We start from the raw sequence: 25475 nt of genomic DNA, 5'->3' as shown, positions 1-25475 counted from the left end.
GTTTTGATGCAGAAACAGATTATTTTCCTTAACATTTTGTAACCATAGCATATTAATACTATTTTTCTTATTTATAGTAGAGTTCTCAATATCGTTGTACTATCAATTTTTTGAATTAGTATTCTTAAATTTAAATCCTAGCCACAACTCTCACAGGGGATGCTTCCGCTTTTATTTTAAGAGGCAATGCAATAATCTCAAATTCATCTACATTCAATAAACTTCCGAGATTTTTCATATTTTCAATAATAAGAATATCTTTTTCTAGTAGCATTTTATGAACTTGAAAAGGGTATTTATCTGGAGATGGCAAGTCCATGCCAATCATCTTAATATTTCTATCTATAAAAAATTCAGCTAACTCTTTTTCCACTATGGGGTGGTTAGTAAAGTAATCATCGCATCCAAATTGGTTTTCAAAGCCGGTATATAGAATCACTATGCTATCCTTTTCTACAATATCTAAATACATCTTTTTCATTTTAATAACATCTTGGTTTCTAACATCAAGTAAACATCCTTTTCCAATAAACTTATCTGCTGGATAATCATCTATTAAAACATTACTATCTAACATGTGGCTAACAACATCAATATGAGTTCCAACATGCATACCAGTTTCTAGTTTCGTGTCATTGTATTTGTCTTTAACCAAAAATCTATTTTGATATAGCTTTAGTTCTTCATCGTAAGGATGAGTACTTAGTCCATTTTCTATGGTATAACTTAAATCAATATATTTAGCCATCTACCTACTCCCCTTTAAAATTGCTAATATAGAATCTACAAACAAATCTCTAATCTCTTCAACCCCTCTTTGTGTAGCATCAATAAGGTAGTCTTTCTAACACCTGGTACGGAGTTTAAAATTATAGCCTTCACTTTACAACATCCTGATAAACAATATTAACTATTTCAGTTAAGCTTAATTCTTTATGTATACATATCTCTGGAATCATACCTATTAAATCTTTTTCATTCCACCATTTTCTCATTTCTTTTTCCCCAAATTCATGTGCATTAGGTTTTTGTTTATGACGATTTAAAGTTTCTTCAAAAGGTATATTAAAGTAATATGCAAAAATTTGATTACCAAACTCATTATGTAAATTTTCAAATAGTTTTCTATACCACCTTGAATTTAAAATACCTTCTAAAATTACAATATTGCAATGCTTTTTCCCATATAGTACAAGTTCATTTAATAATTTAATTACTTCTGTATCAGGACCATCTTTCACAAACAACATTTCTCTTCTAACTACATCCTGTGATATTAACATGGTACCATGCCCAAATTTCTTTTGTAATGCCTTTGCTGTTGTAGTTTTACCACTTCCTGAATTACCTCTTAGTATTATTAACTTAACCTCTTTATCCATTTATTATATTCCCTTTCAAATTGATTAAACTAACATTTCATTCCATATATTAAAAATATAGATTGTATAAACATTATTTACTATTCATTATACCATTTTATTGAAAATTGTATATTAAAATAATTTTTCATACTACTTAAGATAAGGACTATCTCAAAGTATTTTTTAAGATAGCCCTCATAAATTTTCATTTAATTACTTTAGCTTAACATAATTTGAAAGAGGAACATCAGCAGATATGTGAATGTAGGCATCATCTACGTGATCAGCGTCTACTACATAAATAAAATGGGCTTCTTTAGTTTCATTTGGTTCAAAATCGCACAACATAAATTTTATATGTTCATAGAAAGATTTATACTCATCATAATTTTTAAAGCCTAACTTATCAAGCTCTGTTTGATCAATATCTGATTTCTTAGTTTCTTCATGCTTAAGTTGATCAAAATATATTGGTACTTTAATTTTTGCAAGGTCGCTACTAAAATCACGATTATTAGTAAAAGCTTCAAGGGTGCCATCTGGTGTTTTCGTCCTAAGCTCAACTTGTGGATTAATAAATTCGTTTATTAATTTTGTATCAGAATTATTTGTCATGATTACAGTTACGTAAGCAAACTTTAATTTTGCTGTTTCAGTAACTTTCTTCATTTCATTATTTTCCCATTTAATAGAAACTCTTTTATAATCCTTTAATGTTCCATCTTTATTTATCATTTTAGAATACTCATCATAATTATGGAAATCACTTTTATCTAATGCAGGTAATTTATCCATAATTTCAGCGTTTTTTACAATATAAGTTAGAGCAGACTTTTTACTAGTTATTTCTTCTCCCATAGCACGTATACCATCAGCAGGAATTGGCTGCTCAGTAGTGTCTCCTGTTCTATCAATAAATTCATGAGTAGCTGAATTATATTGCACCATGAATTTTCCTGGAATTACTTCGTATTTAATATTTTCTGCCACTTTTTTAAGTTCTTCTAAAGAAATGCCATTAAGTCCACGAACTCTAATAATTTGCCCATCCCCTTCATAACATAAATCGATAGTACTATCTCCAGCTTTGTATGTGGTAATCAGCGCTTTTGCACCACCAATAGTAGTTTCCTCTATACTTTCATACTTTGGAGGTTCATACACATAATCGCATTGATATATTATTATCTCACCACCTCCTGCAGAAGCGTCACCATTAAGAAAATATTTGGAGGTATCTCCTTTATATTGTTTATATCCTTCTGGAAGATATCCGGGAGTTATATTGATTAGTGGTATTCCTTCAATAGGAACTTCTGATTGAGCCTCGACAGTAGTAATTCCTGTTTCTTCGTTCTTAGTTGTTGTAAATATAATTCCTTTACTTATCCCATAAGCTGTTAAGGATAGTGCTAAGGTGGCTGTAATGGCTGCAATAAGCACTATAGTCTTTTTCCTTGTCATTCCTTTACATTTTCTATTAGGCATAGGAATAGGATCTATACTATTTACCTTTTTAATCATTTTCCTCTTCTCACTTTCATATTTTTTTGAGAAACCATGTGGTTCTGTAAATTTATCTAGTTCTCCCATTGCATCTTCTTCACCTATAAGATACGCCATTCTATCAATATCAATTTTATTATCCATACAATTCATCTCCTATCATTTCTTTTTCCATCAGTTCTTTTAGCAACTTTCTTCCACGTTCATATCTTTTAGCTGCTGCCTTTTCACTGATATTTAACAATAGTGATATCTCCTTATAACTAAGTTCGTAATAACACCGATACCTAATTATCTCACGGTATTTTGATGGCAAACTAGAAAGTAAATGTACGACGATTTGTCTATCTTCTACAGCTTTTACATAAGCAATTTCTTTTTGATTTTCACTTATCATTGGTTCGTCTAACCCTTTAGTAAATAGTTCAGATTCTTTACTATTCCTACGATATATATCAATTGCAATATTTTTTATTGTGTATGTTATTAATCGTTTAGTCTGTACACTTACTACACTATTAATATCTCCTAGATATGGAATTAACTTTATAAATGCGTCTTGAACTGCATCCTCAGCTTGACCCACGTTATTTAAAATTGAATATGCTATGCCATACATTTTATGTTCGTAAACATCATAAAGCTGTTCTAACATATTATTTTGAAAATTTTCATTTGACGAAGCTTTCACTTAATCACTCCTTATCCTTTAAGAGTACTCTCAACTAATATAACGAATGAAACTTAAATTTGCGACATTTTTATATTAAAAGTTTTTTCTGATTTACTATAATTATTACATAACCGTTTATTACATTTCTCATTTAATATTACTTATGATAAGGCATTTTAGTCATAAAAATAGCTTTAGCCAATTCATGTCAAAGGCTAAAGCTATTTTTCACATTTATTTATACGGTGTATAAGTTCTGCTCACCAAATTAAAGATTTGGAGCATCACTTACGGTATGGTTCTTAACAACACTCCTAATATAATTTATTTAATGAAATATCATTTTAACTATTTCTTTTTATATTTTTTCCAACCTCAATACCTAAAAACATTCCTATAGGCGTACATATAAGTGCATTCATTATATAATAACTAGAAATAGCGCCGATTACAAATCCAAGGATCATACCTTCAGACATATAAGTTTCCTTATGGTTTTTCTTCATCACTTTTATTGCTGTAACAACAATAGTACACACCACTATAACTGTAAATATTATTTGAATTATGTGTTTCATTTCTATATATCTGCCTCCTCAATCTAAATTTCTAAATCAGTTTAATAATATGATTATATTCCTTTAATAGTAGCGCTTTCTGTAACGAAAGGGTAAGTTTATATCCGTCTATTTTTTTCCAATAATCATTAATTGAGTAGCTCCTGCTAAGCCATACTTGTTCATCCATTCCTTCAGGTCTTCAAAACGTTTCTTTATTTCTTCATACCTTGGTGACTGCTTTATATTTTCTATCCTTTTCCCAACAGCAGTGTATATTTCTTCAAACTCATCTGTATTTGTACTAATCTCATCACTATATTTAAATTCGAAAGCATCAAGAATTTTAATGCCCTGTGATCTTATAATTTCCTTTATTTCTTCTCTTCTATAGGTGTAATTATGATTCATTCGGTTAGTAATCATATCAATATCTGCACCTATATGATGTACATAAACATGTGACATCTGAGCTTCGTTCTGATGATCACAGAACATCTCATTTATAATAAAAATCCCATTAGTCTTTAATACCCGCTTCATTTCTTCAATTACCTTTGTTTTATCTGATAAATGATGTAGAGTAAAGGTCCTCTTTAATAATTCGCACATTACCACTCCTTTTTCTACCATCTTCATAAATTTATCCTTGAGAATTTTGTTTCAAATATTCATGTACTATTATTTGAACATTCTTATTTAAGTCCTCATCTCCATTTAGCAGAAGTACTTTACAAGGTAACGTATTAGCCCATTGTGCATAAATATAATCATCTATATCAAAATAAGGGAATTTAAGTTTTTCTGCAACCAATTTTCCTAATGTTGTTTTTCCAGAGCCAGATGAACCAAAAATAATAATTCCTCTTGCCATTTATTTTACCTCCTTAACACAAGATTCTTATTTGTCTTACATATAAAAATTATTCTTCCTCTTTAATTGTAACATATTTTGTAAATTAGTATTACTTAGGATACGTTATTTCCACTTGCAAAAATAGCCTTAGGCATTCGTATCAATGCCTAAAGCTATAAACCACACTTGGTCTTAATTGAATATTTATAATCAGGTAGTGTAATTTTTTTGATCTCAAGTTAGAAACTGCTTATTCTTTACGGATTTATTTCGCCGTTTTATTGATAAAATCAATTTCATACTGATGTTCACCGTATTTTTTTTCATTGTCAGTAATCGTACCCTCTGTGAGAGAGATACGCAGAACGATTGAGTTAGGATTGTCTTCGTCGCCAACTTCATCGAACCAATCGAAAGTTTTTTTGAATTTCGCTCTGATTTCCGCATTCTTCTCGTCCTTGACCCAACCGAGATTTTCAGCCGTACCTTGGAACGCATACCAATCTAACCCACAGACAGAAACCTGGTTGTTCTTCTCAATTTGTAGCATTTTACTTTTTTTTGCATCCGTAGAAACATAAAATACACCGTCTTCATAATAAGCGCATACCATACGGACAGCAGGACGAGGATTACCGGCAGCGCTTGAGGATAGTGATATTGTCGCAAGGGCAATAACTTCCTCTTTGCCATTTCCACAACGTTCCTCCATAAGTTTCATTGCATTTTCATACTTGCTCATTTTTTAATTCTCCTTTAAATTTAATTATTCTATGCTGTAATTATAGTAAAGCCACTTTAAAAGTTACCCAAGATTTACAATTCAAGCTTTAGCCACAAAGCAGGACGAACACCGCCTGTACATTTGCCATCACTGATGTTACCTTTCAATATATTGTTGCCTTGTATACCTATATTACCGTCAGTCCCGAAGATGTACACGGCTTTTACATTAACGCGACCGGGTGATCGAAGCCACCACCACCAACTCCCTTCTTTACCCAGAAGTTTTGCTATTCGCTTACTGTTGTTTTCATCTTTTCTTTGAAACCAATATCTTTGATTTTTCCCTCGGTTATACAGTTTTGAAGTGCTATCACCAAAATATTTGCACACTTCCTCAATGCTTAATAAAAATATACTGTCTTCCGTATCTGCTCCGCCCTTTGAACCATACCACTGATTATCAAGATTTTTATTTATTACCGGAATTATCCTTGATTTATCAGTTGCGTTGAATTTGTCATAAAATTCACCATTAAGATATTTTCTTAACGCGCAGTCAGCCCATGTTATATCTTTATAAGCATCATGGTAAGGGCGTTGTTCTATAATATCTTCGGTTATAATCAAAGCCGTATTGTTTTGTATGTCAAGCACACGCCAATTATAACCGACCAATGATAATGCTGAGTCGATTTTAATATCTTCCATTTAAGCACCTCTTTCTTTGTAATAGTTAATCTGCCTTACCCTTAGAACTTATTCTTAAGCCTTCTCCTTAATTGGAAACAGTAAATCAAGCTGTAAATCTTCCATTTTACCTTCCTTTTATGCAAAATTATAAAAATTCAACGTTTCTTCAAATCCTTTCCCCGCAATCGTTTCCACGATGTTCAACGTTGGGAATCCAATCATTATCATATTTATCGCTTGAGTTAACTCATTTTTTAATTAATTTATATTTTCTAAGAATTGATTAATAATTATTATATCTCACATAAATGATTTGGTAAATCATTTAAATAGAAAAATTTCTCAACTATGTTAATAATTAATTTACTTCTACAGCTCGGATTTTATGATTTTAACTTCACCTGTAAAACCATCTAACTGAACTTCATCTCCATCCCTAAAGATGCTCATTGCATTTTCTACATTATATAGCACTGGTATATTCAGCTCCCTAGCAAGGATTCCTATATGCTCAAAAGGCGACCCTACTTCTACAACTATGCCTATTACATGGCCAACTATGGGCTCAAGTTCTCCGCATCTTGTGAATGGAAGTACTAAAATGCTATCTTCATTTAAATAAACAGGCAATCCGATTTTAACCTTTCCTTTAACCTTTTTTCTTAGGCCTGGAATCCCTTTTAAAATAATATCCTGTTCACGTAATTTTCCTATGCCATTTTCATCATTTTGATTTTTATAATCTGCCTTTTCAACAGGCGCTTTTCCGATAATAGGAGGTGCTAACAGCTTTTTTTGATAATTAAATAACCCTTTTCTTTCATTAATAAGCTTATTATAATCCCTTCCTTGTATTAGTCCTTCCTTCAATTCATCTATGGTAAGAAAATACATGTCTCCGCTATGCTGAATTTGTTTATTTCTTAATAATACTTTTTCAGCCCCAGTAATAGCCAATCGAAGATATGATCTTGTCATTCGCTCAAAATAGTAATGATGATTATCTCTTGCTAAATATGCTTTTTCTGCTAATTCAAGCTTACTTAGAAATTCTTGAGAATCTTCTTCTCCTAATTGGCTTAGTATAATGGATTTAATCCTTTTTTTATTTTCTAAAGATCTTTCAATAGACCTTTTAAAGCTGTCACTATTAAACTTTAGAAATCTACGAATGTGTCCTATTACTTTGTACGGCGCTTCCATTAATATAGGCTCTAGATAGTCACTATTGATATCACATTCCAAATTACAAATTCCGTACAAAGCAATATAATCATCTATTAATTTAAGCAGCTTTTTGCTCTCTGGGATATTTTTAAGTCTAGCATACAAAAGTTCATCATGCCTGCAGTCTTTAAAGATTTTATTTAATATGAGATTTGAATTCACCTCATCTGCCATCTCAATATAGAATCCTCGTTCTTTATTTAATATACTGATGTTAAAAACTAAATCATATAACTCCTCTACACTAAGATCATTTTGTATTATTCTGCAGTATTGCATAAAATCCTCTAAATAATCACATCCGTGAGTAACTGGTTGATGCTTTTCTGCTAAGTATTCCATGTACTGTAAGGACTTGTCCAAGAACTCTGCTACTTCCCTTTGAGACAAGTCTCTAAATAAATATTTATCCAGTTCCTCTTTCAATATCAATAATTCCGGCAGTACTACATCTTGGAATATATTTTGATTTTTAACATAAAACTTACTTAATGAACTTAAAAAGCTTTGCTCTTGTACCTTATGATTTGGCATTTCCTTATCTCGATAATACCAATATCCATTATGAATACAGTACTCTGTATAAAATTCTTCAAGTCCAGTGTCATAACATCCTCTATTTAATGCCTCTCCCAGGATTATGTTAATCTCATTGATTAACAATTCCAAAGGTTTTTCCCCTTCTCTATGCCAAGTATAATTACCCTCATTTTTATCAGACCAAATAATTTCAAATTTTTTTTCTTTAAAAGTTGTTATAGGCCTAGCTTGAAGAATATATATCTCTTTATTTCTGATAGTCCATTCGATATCTTGATATTTACCGAAGGTTTTCTCAATTCTTAATGTGCACTCATATAGTTCATTTACTAAATTCTTTGGCAGAACGTTACTGCCCTTCGGAAGCTTCTCTTCAAGTATGGCTCCACATTTTTTATAGATTTTATAAAAAGCTGAATTTACTTTACCGTTAACATAATCTTCGCATAAGCCTTTTACAGCATTAATATGCATTACTTCTTCATCCATATCAATAGTATCCACAGAAAAGTTTACTCCAGAATAGCAACCTTCAACGAATTGCTGAATTATTATACACATTTTTAGCTCATCCAAATTTAAATTTTGTTTTATGAAATATGCTATTACCTTATCACTAAACAATGAAGCATAACACTTCTTTATTGCAGTCTTAACTTCTTCAAAAGTATTCAATTTAATAAATGAATCGAACATTCCTGCCATGCTATAGTTATCGCTGTCTTCACACAGAGCAGAGGATCTTACTACATATTTCAGTCCCATGCCTTGTATACAATTAAAAAATTTAAGTAACCCCCTCTCCATATCAGGAGAAAATGAACCTTTTAATATTACTTTGCATATTTCTGCATTATAAGTTAAATAGTCTCCAGCACTATAGGAAAAATTATTATATTCAAGAAACCGCATGAAAAATTCTAAAGATAATGCAAAACCAATTGGAACCTTTTCTCCGCTTCTTATTAACTCTCCTAACGCACTTGCTTTAGCACCATACTGTATCTTGTCACTTTCTCTTAAGTCTGCTAACATTGACAACATAATCAACACCTCAATTTCAATTTACAAATTTCCTAACCAACGAAATTAATTATATTCATTTAGGTTAGTTATTACAAATGTACAAAATACATCCAAATAGGATCCATATATATTATCTACTTAACACTCATTATTTCAAGCTTTTTAACATATTATATTGATAAACCACTGTTTTTTCTATATAATATATTGACTGGTTATGAGATAACTATAATGTAAATCCGATTACAATATGGACTATATATCTTCAATTCTGATTAACGTAGAAAAAGCTACAGATTTTTATACAATCTGTAGCTTCATTTTTTAACCTTAATATACTTTTCATTGCATATCATAAAGGGAATTTCAATACCCTAAACATATATAATATAGAGAGTCATGGTTACTTACGGTACCATTGACCGTAATATTTATGACATTAACCTTTTTATTTGATTTATACACCTAATCTAATGAAATATTATTCTTAGAACTTTTTAGTTTGTTCAGTGCAAAGCCAATATAAATATAAGCTATAGTATGATATACTAACCAATAGAAACTAAAATGTTCTATACTTAAAATTTTCAAGATTGTATTTATTATAAGCGGAGTAGTTAGTGCATAAATGCTTAATCTATACAACTGTCCATATTTCAACTTTGTTTTAAAAATTCCATTGATTATAAGAGCAAATAGAGCTAACAATAGAGCACTTAAGAGTCCACCCAAGAAATATCCAAGAATACTTACAATAAAAATAAATGGTATAATAATCTTCGCGTAAGGTAAATAGCTATATATTATATCTTTATTAATGGTTAATCCTTGTAATGATTTGAATTCGGTTACTTGAGTTTGTAATTGGTTCTCTTTTTGAATCATTTTATCTTTTAGTATTAAAATACCTTTATTATGAGAATTTAAAACATCAGGATTTGTGCTGTTAGTTGTGTCTATAATAATATAATTATCTTCATCTTCTGATAAAACCATTGGCATACTGCCCTCAACACTTAACTCTCCATTTATAAGCTCAAAGTTTGGACAATTGTCATTATATATTTGTATAAGCTCTGATATGCCATTATTAACCTCAATAGATCCTCTTATAGATCCAATAGCTCCAAGAAACAGCGATATTAATAGTAAATATAGTACTGCCTTCCCAGTAGTTTCTTTTAACACATTCTCATAATGCGCTATTCCTTGAATGCTACCTATTATTTTCTTCCAAAAACTTAACTTTATTTTTTCTGTATTATCTTCCATAAAATCCTCCCAAATATATAAATAGTTCTATTTATATATTTATTCGATAATTTTAGGACAATTCCTCTTTGTGATTAGAAAAGAGCTCCATCATTTATGGTATGGTTCTCCGTATCACCTCTAAGTGAGATCTTTATATTATATCTAATTTTACTTCCATACAATTTTCTCTAAATTTATCAATAGATTATGCCATTCTCTAATATCTTCCCAAATTATTCTATCATTATCTGATATTTGTTTGGTACATTGATTATCAAAACAATATTTACCAAGTTTTATTTCCCATAGTAATTCTCCTTGTCTTGAATTTGAATTATATTTATATAAACGCCATACTAATGCATTTGTATAAATTAGATTTCCAAATGTTTTTAATTCACCAAAAAACTGTTCTCCCTTATTCCTTATCTCTAAATCTAAGTTTAAATATACAGCCTTTACTTCAATTGAACCCAAAATCTTGTTTTTATCACTTTTTGAATAGCTGTAACTTGAATCCATTATCAAAAAATCAGAAGCACCATATTCATTTTCACTAATTTTATACATTCTATCTTTTTGATTTTGATGGTTATACACACCCTGAATGTTAGATACATCCCTTATTGAAATATTTTTACTATTATCTCTTTCACGAATAATGGATGAAACAATCGAGTATAGCTCACATTCTAAAGGATTTTGCTTGATTATAAGTTCAATTTCCCTCTTAAAGTCCTGAAAACTATTTGCTAACGACATTTTTAAATTCTCCTTAATTATAAACATATTATTTTTATTCTTCAATAAAATAATCTGTATCTATTCTTTTAACCTCATATATTATTTCTGTTGATACTCCAACATTAAATTCAATCATATATTGTGCTAACTGCATACCATCAATCAAAACTATATTTTTTGTATTTATAGCCTTAACATACGCTCTAGCTTCTTTAGAAAATGTTGAAGTTGTTATGAAAATCCCCTTACTTGCTCCTGGAGTATCTAATGCACCAGAAAATTTTTGAATTTCCGGTCTCCCAACTACTGTATCCTTCCACCTTTTCGCTTGAATATATATACTATCTAAACCAAGTCTATCTTCATTAATTATTCCATCTATACCTTCATCACCTGTTTTCTTAGTTGCTCTTCCTGCCTCTTCTCTTGAACCACCATATCCCATCTTAATCAATAACTCTATTACCAATTTCTCAAAGAATTCAAATGAACATGAGTTGATTTTTTCTAATATTTCATCTGCTAATGAGGTCTTTAAATCTTCAAAAGCATTTGCAATTTCTTCTGATGGTGTTTTTTCATTTAATGCTACTTCATTATTTTCATTATGATTTTGATCTCTATTACTTGAACTTACAAATTCATAAAAACTATCATATCTTAATAAATCTTTAGATTTTAACTGCTTTGGATTTTGTTGCAACAATTCTAATCCTAATTTAGTAATCCTAACCAAACCCCTTTTAGGTGCCTCTACTAGTCCAGCTTTCTTCATATAAGTTTTTGCCCAATTTACTCTATCATAAAATACTCTCTTTTTACCACTTGGAAAGCATAAGTTCATTTCTTCTTCTGTAATATTCAATTTTCTAGCCAATATCTCAATACATTCATTATTAGTATAGATCTCATTACTTCTTAACACTTCTAATAATGGAAGCATTATTCTTTCATATGTTGGTATTGCCATATACTATCTCTCCCCATAGTTTTTTTAAATTTATCTATTTAAATTCCATAAGATAATTATACCATTTTAACTTATATAGCAATCTCTAAATTTAAAGTATTTATTCCAATATTTCTTAAAATAAAACAAGAAGGAGTACCCTTCTTAGATACTCCTTCTTGTTTACTTATATACTCTATTAAATTATCATTTATTTTTAACTTTATTGAATCTATTTCTCTTAGTCTGTTAATGGTTATTTCTGATATTATCATGTGAATTAATAGTTTCTTTTCTTCCCTACTACCACTCTTTTCAAGAAGCATACTAAAGTTTTCTAGTACACTCTTTATTAATTCATAGGGTACTTGTTGCTCAGTATCTTCGCTTATCGCTACTGTGTAAGGTTCTTTTTCTTCTAGTAATCTTTGTATTTTTTCGTTTAATTCTTCCTTCCTACTGAAGAACTCTTCTTTAGAGATTAACTCATCCTCATATGCTTCAAATATTTTTCCCTTCTTTTTGTCTAACTTTTCTAGTTCTTTATCTATTCTTTGAGTTTCCTTTTTAGCAGGGGCAACTCTAGTTTTTCTTTGTTTATTTATATTAGCTACAATAGCCTTTATCATCGTCTCATTAGATAACAGTTCCGATAGCTTTTCAAAAACATACTCATTTGCTTTCTCTACATTTATTGCATTACTATTACATACTGCTGTTCCTTTATTCTTCCATGCTCCACAAGCATAGTATGTTGCTTTAGTTCCGTCTTTTCTCTTCTTACCATTTCTCATTATTACCATTCCAGCACCACACACTGGACATTTTAATATTCCTGTTAATGGATACTCACCGTCATAGATTCTTGAAGGCTTACCCTTCTTTTCTTCCATTATAGCTTGTACCCTATCCCATGTATCCATATCAATTATAGCTTCATGTATTCCATCTACTATTATTGGTTCTGGATTAATATTACGTCTTCTATTCTCACTCCATTCTTGTCTTAAGTTATATCTTATCTTACCTATGTATACTGGATTAGTAAGTATATCTTTAATTGAACCTACTGAAAAATCATTTCCCTTCTTAGTCTTATATCCTAAGTAATTAAGTTTAGTAGTTATAGCTTTATATCCTTTTCCTTCATTAGCATACATACTGAATATTAGTTTAATAATTCTTGCTTCCTCTGGATTTATCTGTAGTTTAGTTTCTTTCCTCTTCTTTTTTTCTGAATCTTCCATGGGAACTAAATCATAACCTAAAACTCTATTTCCACACCAAAGACCCTGTCTAGCTCTTGCACACATTCCCATCTTAACATTCTGTGCTATTGTACCTCTTTCGAATTCCCCTATAAGTGCCATCATCTGAAATTGCATTTTACCTGCTGGGGTATCTGTTTCAAAAGGCTCTGAGTAAGATTTAAATGTAATGTTATTCTTTTCAAAGGTATCTATAATCTTTAATACATCTGCAAGTTTACGACTAATACGATTAATCTTCCATGAAATTACCATATCAAAATTCTTGTCTTCAGCATCCTTTAGCAATTCCTTTAGTGCAGGTCGATGTTTAATGTCCTTACCACTAATACCTCTATCCGAATAACACTTATAAACCTCGTAGTTATTCCTTCTACAATAATCCATCAGCAATCTTTCTTGTTCATCTATACTGTAACCTTCTTCTGCCTGTTCCAATGTAGAAACCCTAGTGTATATTGCTATTATCTTCTTTCTATTCATAACACACTTCCTCTCTTGTACATAGTTAATACTTAGGGTTTCTATAATTATTTTAGAAACCCCCTAACCACATTAATAATATATATTTAATATAATAAATCATTACATCTGCTTAATCCTGCTCACTATAATCAAGTATAATCTTATCTTCATAATTGAAGTTCTTTCTTGAAAACCTTTGATTAATCACACACTTCTTTAGATAATCTTTACTGTTTTTTATTTTTATACTTCCATACTTCAGCAACTTCAATATTTTCATTTTTTATTAGTTGGCATAGGTTTTGCCTTTGTAACTAAGTACTACACTCCACTTTTTCTTCCACATACTCTAGAATTATCGTTGATATAATATCAATGATTTCATCAACTTTTACTTCTTTATCCATAATATTCTTCTCCTTTTATCTATATTTACTAACCTGCTTGCTCCCTTAGTTAATCTGAAAATATCGACATTATCGAAGTATTGAACTGCGATAATGTCATTATTAAATTAGAATTCTATCTCTTTTGGTTCAGCTTTCATTAAATCATTAATTACTGATTTATCCATAGCGGCTTGTCTTTCCATAAGATTCTTCGGACTTTTACGTATTTGAATTTTTCTCCCTGAACTAGTATTACTTGTAGAAAATGTTATGCATTCCATAAGAAGATTAGATTTTAGTTCATTTAACCTCCTACTTAGTACATTAGGTTCTTTTGCCCATAATCTTGATTGAGTATCAATTTTTTCCTCCTCTGCTATAGAATTTAGCACTTCTAACAGTTTTGATGCAGAACCCTCAAATGATTGAGTTTTCTCCATAAGTCTAACTATGGCTACCGCTATTGGATTCGAACTAACTGCTTCATCATTAGCCTTATACTGATTATCAAGATATGCATTTAAAAATCTTTCTCCACCAATTCCACAAGCTTCAGCTATTGCATATCCCCATCTAGTGAAATCAGCCATTCTTCCTAATTTACTTAATTTAACATTTGGGTAAATATCCATAGCCTTAGAAATTGTACTAAATATAGCACCTAACATTTTAGGTTTATCTCTATTAAACTCTTCCCACACTTCGCTTTCCTCCTTTCTTTCATCTTCTGATATTCTCTCTAACCCCAAGAGTAAACTTCTATCAAGTAAATCAGGTCTTGTTGCTACAACATTTATTCCATTAAGAATTACTGGAACTTTATACTCATATATAGTCTCTTCATCATCTGTGTATAGCTTCCTTCTACTAAAGCCTCCACCAGTAGCCGCTGTACATAATATGTCACTTTTTTCAGCTGAAATACTATCTATGTTATCAAAACATGGTAGGTAATTATTATGGAGAACCAATGATAAATCAGTCCCACTCTTAGGCATTGAAATAACATCTCTTGCTGACGGATCTACTATACTTCTATCCATTCTCATTGTAGTTGTCTTTGATGCTCCCTTTTCTCCATGGTAAACCACTATTGGATTTCCTATAGGTAAAAACTTAGTAATGATACTTACAATATGTAGAACTTTATCTTCATCAGTTTTAAACCTACAATGCTTATTAAGTATAGAAATATCATCATACTTCTCAGGTAAAACTTGTTCTTTCATTGTCTTTCGTCTTGTAAATAATATCTGTCCACTATTGTCACTTTCCCAACCATTCTTGGTAATCTTAATAAAAGTCCATTGCTTATCTCCTAAATCATAGTAAATTGCGTTATCTTTTTTAGTACACCTCTTTGCAACGTTAATCTCTTCTCCTTCATATTGAGCTAATGCTTCTAAGACTCCAACAGCTTGATTGATTGAATCTTTTGATGGTGCTTTCTTAGTTTCCTTAAAGAACCTTTTCACTAAAAAAGATTTATAGTCTTGTGAACTAATTTTATGTACTACTGGATTACCGTTACTTTCGATAGCAACATATTTCTCAACTAACTCATCATGAAAGAATATATCTCCTGCTTCCATTGCTAACTCAATCATCATATCAGCTTGACTTTTCTTATCCTCTTTACAATTTGTACCCTTGTCTTTTTTACCTTCATAACGTTCCCTTAGAGTTTTCCAATTCTCATGTAAACAACTATCATGATGACATTTAGCACTAATAGCTCCATTATGAAATTGTGTTATGGAAGCCGATTTATCTGTATGGCTTGAGTTCCAAGGACATTTTTCAAGTACATAACAAGTTCTATCTGACTCCTCTTTTACATGTGATACGTCTATGTTGTATCTTTCAAGCCATTTTTCAATGTTTATACTACCATTTGTAGTATTTTTATTAGTTGAACCTTTACTTACTTTTATCTCATCTTTAACTGTATCACTTTCATTTTCCATCGAGATTACCTTTCTTATTAAATCTTCCTCAACAACATCAAATTCATCAGGACTTTCTATTATTCTTGACCTTCTATGTGGTCTATTCTCTATGCTCTCTCCCTTGCAAGCTATTGTTCCATATAGCTTAGTTATTCTTGAAGCGTTGTAAGTTGTTTTATCTACCTTAGCCTTTTCATTGCTAAACTTCTTATCTAAAGTAACCAAGAACTCCTTGATTAGTTCTGTTACTTCCTTAGTGTTAGGTACATCTAGTTTGTATAAGGCATGACCACCATTGCCACTACAAGCAATTACCGGTTGTGGAAATCCATTATCACTTAAATATCCAACTACCTGTTTTAGTACTTCATTGGCTGATTCAAGTTCCTCATTAGTTGAAGATATACCTGCCGGTCTTTCTGGATCTACATCTATAAGAAGTAACTTTCTTCTTTCTATCTCTTGGTCAGTAGTAGTATTTTTAGCATACTTTAGTAACCTGTTTTTCCCTCTAGCTAATAAGTCCTCTGAAAAATCATTTAGTGTGAAGAAGATGTTATCAACTCCGTCATATCTTTCAATATCACTGATAAGTTTCTCCTTATCTTGATAATACCCACTTCTTGTTCCATCATTAGTCTTAATCATCCTAATTTCTATAGGTCTGTCCATCTTTTCAAGTACTGTTAACCCTTTCATAACCTCATTTTTTAATTCATTATTTCTCTTTATCATCTTTTATTCCTCCTTGGCGTTTACCTTCGTTGCTTACAAGAATTATTATATGATATGGGTATTTTTTTCTCACATCAATGGACTTAATCCAAAATTAAAAGACAGAGGACTATCTCCTCTGTCTTAAATGTTATATATAAAGTCTGAATTTAATATTTTAAAGCGTTTTCTTTGATTTTCTACCATCTTTAGGTATATATCTACCTTCCTGTAATTTTCTGTATCTATATTTTTAATTTTTAATTTATCTAATGTAACTTTTGAGACATAACTTTCAATCTTCTCCACTACAACATTACTTATATCTGCAATTTCCTTATACCGTCTATTTCTATTTTTATCATTATACATATATTGTGCTATGGATTTAACATATTCACCTCCATACTTGCTTTGTAGTAATTCACTATATATGGCCTCACCTACAATAAAATATTTTATATTACTTCTCTTTTTTTGTAGTCTCTCAATATCTTTATCATATGTACTTATAAATACAATATTCTCTCTACTTTCAGCTTCCTTTATCTTATTCAATAATCCATATTTATCATTTGCAATTGACTTTCTCTGAATCTCTTGTTTAATTCTATTTTGTTTATCACTAGCTTCATATACAGTAAATCCCTTTTCTTTATCAACTATTTGTAATTCTGATACAATAACATCTAAATACACTTTTTCATTAGCCATACCAATTACAAGGTTAACATCAAGTACCTTTTCGGTATACTCTCTAATTCCTAATGGCTCTACCTCTAATCTTTTAATTCTCCCAATTTTTATGTAATCTAAGAAAACTATACTACATCCCAATTTTTCCATTTTATCTATGTCACTATAAATCTTGGATTCATAATTTTTTCTATCCACTTTTGTAGCATCTTCCATTAAAGATTTTGCCATCCTTCTATTAATTTCAATCATATATGTACATTTAACATAGTTTATTACCCTGTTTACATTCCATTTAGAAGTATTGTATCCATAAAATATAGGATTATCACTTAACACCTCTAATATTTCATACTGTACCTTTATAGGTATCGTCTCTTTTCTTTTTATAATCCTTAGCTTAACTTCATCTATATGAGAACTAGCTATCCATCTATCAATAGTCCTAACTGTCACTGAATATTTATCAGATAAATAATGTTTATCTATACCTTCCAAATACTCATCTACACACTTATTCCTATCATCTTTATTATCATTTATCTTTGTCATGATTTAATTTCTCCTCTTTATAATTATTGCTATAAAAATTCTTACCTATATTATATAATGAAAATATCATCATTATTGCAATATGAATTTAACAATAACAACGATATTTTACAATAAACTTTTAACAATAACACAATATTTCTGCTATGCTTGTATATTGAATATTATTTTAATAAAAATTACTTCAAAAATAATTTTTATTTTACCTAATTTTATCAAAAAAAATAAAGCTTTATCCATCTATAATGATAAATAAAGCTTTATTAACACTTAGTTATAACTTAAAAACTGTGTTCCACCTGTTGCATAAACTGAATAATAGTATATCAATTCATTATTATCTTTTAAATAAACAGCAACCTTGTAATACTTTCTTCCTACTTCGTTATATTCTGGTGTAGGAATGATTTCTAATCTTGTATTGTCAGTGTTTATATTAGTATCTTTTTCAGCATATTCTTTAGCCATTTCTGGTGTAAATTTTTCATCAGTAGCTTTTAATTCTTTTTCTTCATCTTGTTTCTGCTTTTCTGCTTTTATTGAATTATATTCTCCTATACCTTCTCCCAAACTAAGTTCCAACTGATTTAATTTATTTAAAATATCTTGTGGTAATTTAAGATAAAAGTCTTTATTTCCAACTTCTTTAATGTCGCTTTGAATTTCATCGTACTTCTCATATTCTTTATTCTTAAGTACCTTTTCATATTCAGGAATTTTTCCTCTTAGCTCTTCTATGTAAGTTTCTCTTTCTTTAACCTCGGCTTTTAAATTTTCAACATCTTCTTTTAATGTATCATACTTCTTATACTGGCTATTCATGTCATCTAAGTATTCATTAGCTTTATCAATATTACCTGCATAAAATTCTGTTTGTGCACCTTTGTAACATTTTATAATATTCCATAGCTTGTCTACTTTCTTATTATTGCCATCTACTACACTTCCTAAAGCTTCCTCTGCATAATCGTAGTCCCTTGCCTCTATGGCTTTAACACTATTTTCTATCATTCTCTTTTCTTCATTATTCCCCATTCCTATGTACCCTATGATAAATAGTACTACTATAGTTGCAATAATAATTATTTTCTTTTTCATAGTTCTATTCCCCCTTATTTACCTCTAAACTTGTCGTAAATAAACATTACAATTCCACCTACAACTGCTATAATTAATACAATTTTTATTAAAAACCACAATGTTGAAAATAATCCCCCAACTATCCCTCCTAAAAACTGTACTAAAATTCCTGATATTATAACACAGACAAACCATTCTCCTACCATTGCACCACAACCTACATACCATATATCAAACATTGTATTGATGCCTAAAAAGATTATTGTACCCAATATGATTGCACAAATTACCGTTAATACTTCCATTTTTACTTATCCCCTTTTACTTCTATTTTATTTTTACTTATAATTACTTGTACCCATCTTTCTGAATAATCAAGATTTCTTGCTAGCTTTCTTATATTATTTCCATCATAATTTTCACTTAAGTATCTTAAGACATATTCTTTAGAGTATAATTTCATTGGAAAATTAAATTGTTGTCCTCGAAATAAATTGTATAAATCCCTAGTAATATCTTCTCCCAGATGCTCAAAAATTGTTGAATACACTCCATTAAAATCTTCTTTTTTTAATTGCATACATTAGCTTCACCTCCTTAAAAATAATAACCACTCTGACATGAATATTCATGCGAATAACTCAATGAAAAATTCGCTAAATAATTCTTAAATGATACATTTCCAACCATATCAGAAGCTCCTTTCTTAAATGCCCTAATAAAAAGAGTTAATGCTTCTCTTTTAGAAACATTAACTCTGTTATCAGATTTATAATATATATTTGAACCATTGAGTAAAAACAGTTGATTTAGCCCTTATTGAAGGCTTTGTATGTTGAATTGCACATTTCTTCGCCCTTTTCCAAAACGCTGTTTTCTGATGGTTTATTGTAGTTTTTTGATGTATTTCTGTTGATTGAACTATTCAATTTCATCTGTTTATTCTACTTTCTGACTTAATTCAATTTTACTTCTTAAATCAATATTGAATATCATTACTTGTTAATTGAATATTGTTTCTTAAATAATTATGTTTTTCAACTTAACAATTATTGTTTTCCATAACTATTATATTTATTAATTGATTATATATTTTTAGTTTTTAATTATTGTATCTTTATTATTATTTTAAATTGAAATAGATCCACTATCTATTTCAATTTTTATTTTTCCAGGTTCTTATGCCCCCTACCCCCGTTGGATTTTCCAAGTCCCAATTCCTAATTTCAAGTTCCTTATTTTAATGTTTTGATTTTAGGGTTCTTTTTATTTTTTAGAACATTGCTCTCCTTACTTTTAAAAATGTTGAAACAATCACTGTTTTACTTTCCTGTTTTAAGAAATACTAAGGACAAAAAAATACTACTATTAGTTTATTATAATATCGCTGTATTAAGATTATTAATTCTTAATTACAACGATATTACAATTATTAGTTATTATTGAACACTCATTACTCTTTTTTTCCTATTGCTTCTATTGAAGCAGCTATCACAGTTAATATTGTTCCAACAACTCTTACTACAGTTACTATATCCATGTATCGTCCTCCTATCTTTTATAAGCATATATGTAAGAATAATTATCTAGTACAGGTATTAGCTTAATAACATATTTACCTTCTTTAAGCTCTATGTAAATTAAAGTTTCATTATCATACCCTATTCCATTACATAGATCTACAACTTTATTCAAGTCTTTTATTAACGTGAACTGAATATAATTGAGTTCTTCTTGTAGCTTTCCTATGTCTATTTCATTTCTTTTATTTAGCTCAATTATTAACTCCCTTGGGTTCCACTGATTAGCTAATCTACCATCATAGAAATCAAAACGCATTACTCCCAAAAGTTCCTTACTGTCATAGCTAAAAGGCTTTTCTTTTACTAATGTTCTCATGTTAAAACCTCCTTAGTATTCTTCTGCTAGTAGCATTGTAGAGTGAGTTTTATCATCTATTACAAAAATCTTTGCATCTATAATTTCATCTGCAAATATTCTAAAAACTTTATTATATTTAGGTATCTCTTGACTATGTTCTATCTTTTGAAAGAATAAATCATCTACCCTATCATTGGTTAAATTAAATACTTGTAGATAATCTAGCTTTTCTCCTTTACTCTTTAATTCATCTATGCACCTCCACATAAATAGCTGTAGCTCCAATGGTACTTTTTCTTGTACACCTCTTGTCATATATCTATTATCTTGATTGAACATTTACCTTTACCTCTTCCTTATTATTAGTTTTTATAATCATTTGTCCTTTTCTTATAACTCCAACACATATAACATATTTCATTCTTTTACCTCCCTTGGAACATAGAAAAAGCCTTAATTACTACCATCAATAGCAATTAAGACTTTATAACTTATTTATTTCTTGTTTTAATGATTCAATGAATTCATCTGAAAACACTTTTTCTTTAATTGAATTCTTTAGTAGTTCAATTAACTCTACCTCTGTTACATCAAGACTCCTTGGAATATACCTATTATCAGCTCTAACAGTATCCTTATAAAGACTAAATCTTATTTCTTCCCTTCTTATTGCCTTGACATAAATTTTTTCAATACAATAAGTGTACTCTTTATCTCTAAGTTTTCCTTGTTTCATTATGTTACAGTATTAAGTACTTTTAATTACCTTTTGAGCCATAATTATCACCTTTCAATTAAATACTTAGAAAGTTCTTCTGTACATACCACTATAATTGAATAATCACTTGAAAGTAAAAACAAGGAAGAAGTCCAATTAACTCCTTCCTTGCATTCGATTAAATCAGTGTGTTCTGGTACTAATCCTTGTAATTTATCTTGTTTTAACTCATCTATATCTTTGATATTTTCTACTATTAGTACATATCCACCGAGGTCTTTATCTACATCTCTATTTTGTCCATAATTTTCATCTAATGTTGCTATTACTTCTTTAATATTTTTAATTATTTCTCCAGGATAATTCAATAAAGCCTCTAACTTCTCATTAATAAATATTTTTTTCATTTATAACACCTCCTAAAAATAAAATAGATTCTAATTAGCATTTACACCAATTAAAATCTATCTCAAATATATAATATATATTTGAAAATAACATTTAATTTCTTAATTATTCAACGTTTATTTATCACACATTGTATCAAAAGTGATTTTTTCACTTATATGTTATATATTTTTTATTTTTTCCACTTTTTATATTGACATAAGTGATTTTTTCACTTATTATGTAATTAAGGAGATTAGAGGAGGAAATCTATATGCTTATAAAAGTTAAGATAGAAAATTTTATGTCTATTGGTTCATTACAAGAATTTAGTATGATAGCTGGAAAAGTTAGAGGTAAGCGTGAACATTTATTAATAAATAAAAATTTGAATCTTCTTAGGCTTAGTGCTATATATGGTGCAAATGCTTCTGGAAAATCCAATTTCATTAATGCTTTAGATTTCGCACAGAGTGTTATTGTTAGCGGTATTCCAAAAGGATTTAGTCAAAAATATAATAGATCAAATGAACAAAATAAAAATAAAATTAGTCACTTTGAATTTGAAATCAAGATAAACAATAAGTTTTTTAATTATGGATTTGAAATATTACTTAGTGAAAACAGCATTACGAAAGAATGGTTATATGAAATAAGTAAAGATTTTTCTAATATGATATTTATTAGAGATTTATTAAAAAAAGATTTTTCAATTGGACATTATTTCAAAAAAGATGATATTTTAAATAGAATACACATTTACTTTGATGATACAAAATTAGATGAATCTGTTCTATTCTTAAGTGTTATGAACAGAGATAAATCAGAATTATATAAAATCAAATCAGAATTAATGATTTTTAAAAATATTTTTAATTGGTTTGATGATGATCTAGATATTAATTATCCAGATAAACCATTTTCTAATTATTCATATTTTATGACTAAATCAAATTCTGAAGAAATATTTAATACTATCAATAAATTTAGCACTGGTATAACTAATTTCAATATTATAGATGCCAGACGTGAAGATATTTCGAATTCTATACCTGATGGTTTATTAAAGGATGTACGTGAGGATTTAGAAAAAAAAATTATTCGTTCAAAAAAAGGTGAAATATCAAGAGAAGAAATTGGCATACTTTTGAGAAGCGATAAAGAATTTTTCATATTTGAAATTGATGAAAATTATAATATAGTAACAAAAACAATTGAGTTTGAGCATGGTAATTATGGAACTTTTAATATATGTGAAGAATCCGATGGCACAAGGCGTATTCTAGAATTAATAGAAATACTTTTTTCTGAAAATAATAATAAAATTTATGTGATTGATGAAATAGATAGAAGTCTTCATCCTCTTTTAACATACAAATTTATTGAATCATATCTTAAATCTTTAGCTAAAAAAAATATTCAACTTATTGTTACTACACATGAATCACGACTTCTTGACCTTGATTTATTAAGACGTGATGAAATTTGGTTTATAAATAAAAATTCAAATAATGAATCTGAACTATATTCATTAGAACAATTTAATGAAAGATTTGATAAGAGAATTGATAAGTCATATTTACTTGGACGCTATAATGCAATCCCAAATTTTGATGAGGTATAACTTTATGAATAATGATAAATACTTAGATAAACGTAACTTACCTACACGTAATATATCTAAAAATATTTATATTTTTTACAACAATACTTCAAACGCACTTCAATGTTTACAACATATTTCTAGAGAGCTCTTTAGTATCCATAGTCCTTGGCTTCTAAAGTGCTATTCTTTTGACAATTCTATTGCTTATAAAAGTATACTAAAAGAAATTAATACACCTTATCATAAATATGATAAGGCTCTAGACAAGCTTTGCATTATAGGAATGAAAAACCCTTTGCAAATTGAAAATACTAAAATACAAATTGAACATTTTTCAAATATAGATCTTTTTCAAACATGGTTGTTAAACTATTTAGATATTTCTTAAAATTCCTGTAGTATACTACAGTTTATTATAGATATCATGACTTAATGGAGGTGTTAAAATAAAAATTATATTATTATCTTTAAATATAGTAAAATAGGTACTAATACTGTAAATATTAATACCTATATATTGCTATATAAATTTCTTGAGTATTACAATCATACACTTTAACTCTATCAATTATAGTGTATCATATTCTCAAGAAAAATCAATATTAAATTTTAATCTAAATTATATTTTAACGATTTTTCGTTATTTTGAGGAGGAATTATATGCACTTTAGTACTTTTTTAAATCTTAATATTAGTGGACATGAAGATATTGAATTTGTTGACATAAATTTAAAAACAGATATTAAATTATTTCTTGACCCATGGCTTATTGAAAACATGAATGATTCTTTTTCCAAACAATGTACAACAGTTATAAACAGTTTCTTTAACTACGCTTTTGATTGTTGTACTTCCAATGATAATAATAAACTATTTACACTACTAAATTTTGGTCATGAACCAAATGAAACCAAATTAGGACTTTCTCAAAATCAATCAAGTGGAAAAGGAGCAACTTCAAAAATATTATATAAAGTTTTTAAAGAAATCTCAAAAAAAAGGCTTATTCAAGATGGGTTTATTAAAAATCCAATGGATTTATGCCTCTTTATAGAAAATTTTGCAGAAGATAGAATGTCAGATTTATTAACTAATATACTTAGAAAAAATCTCTATGAATTTACAAAATTACAATGTTCTAAGTATAATATTCCACTTTCAAATACAAAAATAGTGATAGGAAGTTATTGGAATGAAGACACTCTATGCTGGGATGAAATAGAGGATTATCCATTAAAAGTTGATAATCTTATGTTAATACTAGTACCCAAAATATTTGTTCGCTCTAAATACCTTTACTCTGTTAGTCAATATCTTCAACATAAAATTTTAACCCAGAGACAGATATACCATCAAGCTAATGAAACAAGTTTGGCTAAAGTTACTTACGATAAATATGGAAATATTATATTTGGTAAACCATCAAAAAAAAGTATTTATAATTCTGAAATTAAAGGCACTCGTCATAAATTATATGTTGAAAAATATTCTCGAGATAACCCTGATGTATTAGTTGATTTCAGGAAGTATATGACTCAAAAATCATTATCGTCAGAAGCAAGGCTAACAGATGAAGAACTTAATAAGATTGCATATAAAATATCATCTAAAATATCATAATTATAAATATAGTTTAAATCATCTTTAAATTATAACCT

The 25475-nt window shown here is 29.0% G+C and carries 27 protein-coding genes; 3 read left to right on the top strand and 24 right to left on the bottom strand.

From position 1 onward, the window contains the following. Nucleotides 1-130: 130 nt before the first annotated feature. The 24 genes from B3086_RS00600 to B3086_RS00485 form a co-directional block, all read right to left on the bottom strand. Nucleotides 131-748, bottom strand: a complete 618-nt coding sequence (locus B3086_RS00600) for a cyclase family protein (protein ID WP_346876283.1) — start codon at nt 746-748, stop codon at nt 131-133. Between the two features lie 130 nt (nt 749-878). Then, on the bottom strand, nt 879-1382 hold the full coding sequence (locus B3086_RS00595; protein WP_346876282.1) for a kinase: 504 nt from the start codon (nt 1380-1382) through the stop codon (nt 879-881). A 195-nt stretch (nt 1383-1577) separates the two neighbouring features. Further along, nucleotides 1578-3014 (bottom strand): DUF4367 domain-containing protein, encoded by a 1437-nt coding sequence (locus B3086_RS00590; RefSeq protein ID WP_346892601.1) that lies wholly within the window; start codon nt 3012-3014, stop codon nt 1578-1580. After that, nucleotides 3007-3561 carry a sigma-70 family RNA polymerase sigma factor gene (locus B3086_RS00585; protein ID WP_346892599.1) on the bottom strand — a complete coding sequence of 185 codons (555 nt, stop codon included), beginning with the start codon at nt 3559-3561 and terminating at the stop codon, nt 3007-3009. Before B3086_RS00585 ends, B3086_RS00590 begins: the two co-directional genes overlap by 8 nt. Before the next feature lie 326 nt (nt 3562-3887). Next, on the bottom strand, nt 3888-4121 hold the full coding sequence (locus B3086_RS00580; protein ID WP_035134670.1) for a hypothetical protein: 234 nt from the start codon (nt 4119-4121) through the stop codon (nt 3888-3890). Nucleotides 4122-4229: 108 nt separating this feature from the next. Then, entirely contained in the window at nt 4230-4739 is a 510-nt protein-coding gene (locus B3086_RS00575) for a class I SAM-dependent methyltransferase (RefSeq protein WP_346892597.1), read from the bottom strand. Between the two features lie 4 nt (nt 4740-4743). Next, nucleotides 4744-4974 (bottom strand): shikimate kinase, encoded by a 231-nt coding sequence (locus B3086_RS00570; protein ID WP_346848705.1) that lies wholly within the window; start codon nt 4972-4974, stop codon nt 4744-4746. Nucleotides 4975-5221: 247 nt separating this feature from the next. Beyond that, entirely contained in the window at nt 5222-5698 is a 477-nt protein-coding gene (locus B3086_RS00565) for a pyridoxamine 5'-phosphate oxidase family protein (protein WP_346848704.1), read from the bottom strand. 74 nt (nt 5699-5772) lie between these two features. Further along, the gene (locus B3086_RS00560; protein WP_346848703.1) at nt 5773-6390 is read right to left on the bottom strand and encodes a DUF6273 domain-containing protein; all 618 of its coding nucleotides are present in this window, start codon (nt 6388-6390) and stop codon (nt 5773-5775) included. A 351-nt stretch (nt 6391-6741) separates the two neighbouring features. Further along, nucleotides 6742-9183 (bottom strand): PEP/pyruvate-binding domain-containing protein, encoded by a 2442-nt coding sequence (locus B3086_RS00555; RefSeq protein ID WP_346892595.1) that lies wholly within the window; start codon nt 9181-9183, stop codon nt 6742-6744. A gap of 447 nt (nt 9184-9630) precedes the next feature. Further along, nucleotides 9631-10437, bottom strand: coding sequence for a DUF1189 domain-containing protein (locus B3086_RS00550; RefSeq protein WP_346849207.1), 807 nt, complete (start codon nt 10435-10437; stop codon nt 9631-9633). Between the two features lie 150 nt (nt 10438-10587). Beyond that, a complete protein-coding gene (locus B3086_RS00545) occupies nt 10588-11181 on the bottom strand; it encodes a hypothetical protein (RefSeq protein ID WP_346892593.1) in 594 nt (197 codons plus the stop codon). A 34-nt stretch (nt 11182-11215) separates the two neighbouring features. Continuing rightward, nucleotides 11216-12133: a restriction endonuclease gene (locus tag B3086_RS00540; protein ID WP_346869876.1), complete on the bottom strand. Its 918-nt coding sequence runs from the start codon at nt 12131-12133 to the stop codon at nt 11216-11218. A 71-nt stretch (nt 12134-12204) separates the two neighbouring features. Beyond that, nucleotides 12205-13863, bottom strand: a complete 1659-nt coding sequence (locus tag B3086_RS00535; RefSeq protein WP_346892591.1) for a recombinase family protein — start codon at nt 13861-13863, stop codon at nt 12205-12207. Between the two features lie 112 nt (nt 13864-13975). Beyond that, entirely contained in the window at nt 13976-14125 is a 150-nt protein-coding gene (locus B3086_RS00530) for a hypothetical protein (RefSeq protein WP_346892589.1), read from the bottom strand. A 234-nt stretch (nt 14126-14359) separates the two neighbouring features. After that, the gene (locus tag B3086_RS00525; protein ID WP_346892587.1) at nt 14360-16918 is read right to left on the bottom strand and encodes a hypothetical protein; all 2559 of its coding nucleotides are present in this window, start codon (nt 16916-16918) and stop codon (nt 14360-14362) included. 123 nt (nt 16919-17041) lie between these two features. Continuing rightward, nucleotides 17042-18145: a hypothetical protein gene (locus B3086_RS00520; protein ID WP_346892585.1), complete on the bottom strand. Its 1104-nt coding sequence runs from the start codon at nt 18143-18145 to the stop codon at nt 17042-17044. Nucleotides 18146-18415: 270 nt separating this feature from the next. Beyond that, the gene (locus tag B3086_RS00515; RefSeq protein WP_346892583.1) at nt 18416-19243 is read right to left on the bottom strand and encodes a hypothetical protein; all 828 of its coding nucleotides are present in this window, start codon (nt 19241-19243) and stop codon (nt 18416-18418) included. A 14-nt stretch (nt 19244-19257) separates the two neighbouring features. Continuing rightward, a complete protein-coding gene (locus B3086_RS00510) occupies nt 19258-19530 on the bottom strand; it encodes a hypothetical protein (RefSeq protein WP_346892581.1) in 273 nt (90 codons plus the stop codon). Between the two features lie 2 nt (nt 19531-19532). Further along, the gene (locus tag B3086_RS00505; RefSeq protein ID WP_346892579.1) at nt 19533-19805 is read right to left on the bottom strand and encodes a Mor transcription activator family protein; all 273 of its coding nucleotides are present in this window, start codon (nt 19803-19805) and stop codon (nt 19533-19535) included. A gap of 971 nt (nt 19806-20776) precedes the next feature. Next, nucleotides 20777-21124, bottom strand: a complete 348-nt coding sequence (locus B3086_RS00500; protein ID WP_346892577.1) for a hypothetical protein — start codon at nt 21122-21124, stop codon at nt 20777-20779. 12 nt (nt 21125-21136) lie between these two features. After that, complete coding sequence (locus B3086_RS00495) at nt 21137-21445, bottom strand: DUF960 domain-containing protein (protein ID WP_346892575.1); 309 nt, start codon at nt 21443-21445, stop codon at nt 21137-21139. Nucleotides 21446-21590: 145 nt separating this feature from the next. Then, nucleotides 21591-21842: a hypothetical protein gene (locus B3086_RS00490; protein WP_346892573.1), complete on the bottom strand. Its 252-nt coding sequence runs from the start codon at nt 21840-21842 to the stop codon at nt 21591-21593. 47 nt (nt 21843-21889) lie between these two features. After that, nucleotides 21890-22231 carry a hypothetical protein gene (locus B3086_RS00485; protein WP_346892571.1) on the bottom strand — a complete coding sequence of 114 codons (342 nt, stop codon included), beginning with the start codon at nt 22229-22231 and terminating at the stop codon, nt 21890-21892. A gap of 254 nt (nt 22232-22485) precedes the next feature. On the opposite strand from B3086_RS00485, the gene B3086_RS00480 reads away from it, so the two are divergent. The 3 genes from B3086_RS00480 (at nt 22486) to B3086_RS00470 (ending at nt 25437) form a co-directional block, all read left to right on the top strand. Then, nucleotides 22486-23835, top strand: a complete 1350-nt coding sequence (locus tag B3086_RS00480) for an AAA family ATPase (RefSeq protein ID WP_346892569.1) — start codon at nt 22486-22488, stop codon at nt 23833-23835. Between the two features lie 4 nt (nt 23836-23839). Next, nucleotides 23840-24205 carry a hypothetical protein gene (locus B3086_RS00475; protein ID WP_346892567.1) on the top strand — a complete coding sequence of 122 codons (366 nt, stop codon included), beginning with the start codon at nt 23840-23842 and terminating at the stop codon, nt 24203-24205. Nucleotides 24206-24477: 272 nt separating this feature from the next. Continuing rightward, nucleotides 24478-25437: a hypothetical protein gene (locus B3086_RS00470; protein WP_346892565.1), complete on the top strand. Its 960-nt coding sequence runs from the start codon at nt 24478-24480 to the stop codon at nt 25435-25437. Nucleotides 25438-25475: the final 38 nt, after the last annotated feature.

Source organism: Clostridium sp. UBA871 (genome assembly GCF_002295255.1).
Lineage (GTDB): Bacteria > Bacillota > Clostridia > Clostridiales > Clostridiaceae > Clostridium_J > Clostridium_J sulfidigenes.
This window is presented reverse-complemented; position numbering and strand designations above follow the sequence as displayed.

Bases quoted from the DNA above. Each gene is read 5' to 3' on its own strand.
- B3086_RS00555 (WP_346892595.1), bottom strand. From the start codon at position 9,183: ATGTTGTCAATGTTAGCAGACTTAAGAGAAAGTGACAAGATACAGTAT.
- B3086_RS00545 (WP_346892593.1), bottom strand. From the start codon at position 11,181: ATGTCGTTAGCAAATAGTTTTCAGGACTTTAAGAGGGAAATTGAACTT.
- B3086_RS00600 (WP_346876283.1), bottom strand. From the start codon at position 748: ATGGCTAAATATATTGATTTAAGTTATACCATAGAAAATGGACTAAGT.
- B3086_RS00570 (WP_346848705.1), bottom strand. From the start codon at position 4,974: ATGGCAAGAGGAATTATTATTTTTGGTTCATCTGGCTCTGGAAAAACA.
- B3086_RS00565 (WP_346848704.1), bottom strand. From the start codon at position 5,698: ATGAGCAAGTATGAAAATGCAATGAAACTTATGGAGGAACGTTGTGGA.
- B3086_RS00500 (WP_346892577.1), bottom strand. From the start codon at position 21,124: ATGAGAACATTAGTAAAAGAAAAGCCTTTTAGCTATGACAGTAAGGAA.
- B3086_RS00560 (WP_346848703.1), bottom strand. From the start codon at position 6,390: ATGGAAGATATTAAAATCGACTCAGCATTATCATTGGTCGGTTATAAT.
- B3086_RS00520 (WP_346892585.1), bottom strand. From the start codon at position 18,145: ATGACAAAGATAAATGATAATAAAGATGATAGGAATAAGTGTGTAGAT.
- B3086_RS00480 (WP_346892569.1), top strand. From the start codon at position 22,486: ATGCTTATAAAAGTTAAGATAGAAAATTTTATGTCTATTGGTTCATTA.
- B3086_RS00510 (WP_346892581.1), bottom strand. From the start codon at position 19,530: ATGGAAGTATTAACGGTAATTTGTGCAATCATATTGGGTACAATAATC.
- B3086_RS00515 (WP_346892583.1), bottom strand. From the start codon at position 19,243: ATGAAAAAGAAAATAATTATTATTGCAACTATAGTAGTACTATTTATC.
- B3086_RS00575 (WP_346892597.1), bottom strand. From the start codon at position 4,739: ATGAAGATGGTAGAAAAAGGAGTGGTAATGTGCGAATTATTAAAGAGG.
- B3086_RS00495 (WP_346892575.1), bottom strand. From the start codon at position 21,445: ATGTTCAATCAAGATAATAGATATATGACAAGAGGTGTACAAGAAAAA.
- B3086_RS00595 (WP_346876282.1), bottom strand. From the start codon at position 1,382: ATGGATAAAGAGGTTAAGTTAATAATACTAAGAGGTAATTCAGGAAGT.
- B3086_RS00535 (WP_346892591.1), bottom strand. From the start codon at position 13,863: ATGAATAGAAAGAAGATAATAGCAATATACACTAGGGTTTCTACATTG.
- B3086_RS00505 (WP_346892579.1), bottom strand. From the start codon at position 19,805: ATGCAATTAAAAAAAGAAGATTTTAATGGAGTGTATTCAACAATTTTT.
- B3086_RS00490 (WP_346892573.1), bottom strand. From the start codon at position 21,842: ATGAAACAAGGAAAACTTAGAGATAAAGAGTACACTTATTGTATTGAA.
- B3086_RS00540 (WP_346869876.1), bottom strand. From the start codon at position 12,133: ATGGCAATACCAACATATGAAAGAATAATGCTTCCATTATTAGAAGTG.
- B3086_RS00470 (WP_346892565.1), top strand. From the start codon at position 24,478: ATGCACTTTAGTACTTTTTTAAATCTTAATATTAGTGGACATGAAGAT.
- B3086_RS00550 (WP_346849207.1), bottom strand. From the start codon at position 10,437: ATGGAAGATAATACAGAAAAAATAAAGTTAAGTTTTTGGAAGAAAATA.
- B3086_RS00525 (WP_346892587.1), bottom strand. From the start codon at position 16,918: ATGATAAAGAGAAATAATGAATTAAAAAATGAGGTTATGAAAGGGTTA.
- B3086_RS00580 (WP_035134670.1), bottom strand. From the start codon at position 4,121: ATGAAACACATAATTCAAATAATATTTACAGTTATAGTGGTGTGTACT.
- B3086_RS00475 (WP_346892567.1), top strand. From the start codon at position 23,840: ATGAATAATGATAAATACTTAGATAAACGTAACTTACCTACACGTAAT.
- B3086_RS00485 (WP_346892571.1), bottom strand. From the start codon at position 22,231: ATGAAAAAAATATTTATTAATGAGAAGTTAGAGGCTTTATTGAATTAT.
- B3086_RS00530 (WP_346892589.1), bottom strand. From the start codon at position 14,125: ATGAAAATATTGAAGTTGCTGAAGTATGGAAGTATAAAAATAAAAAAC.
- B3086_RS00590 (WP_346892601.1), bottom strand. From the start codon at position 3,014: ATGGATAATAAAATTGATATTGATAGAATGGCGTATCTTATAGGTGAA.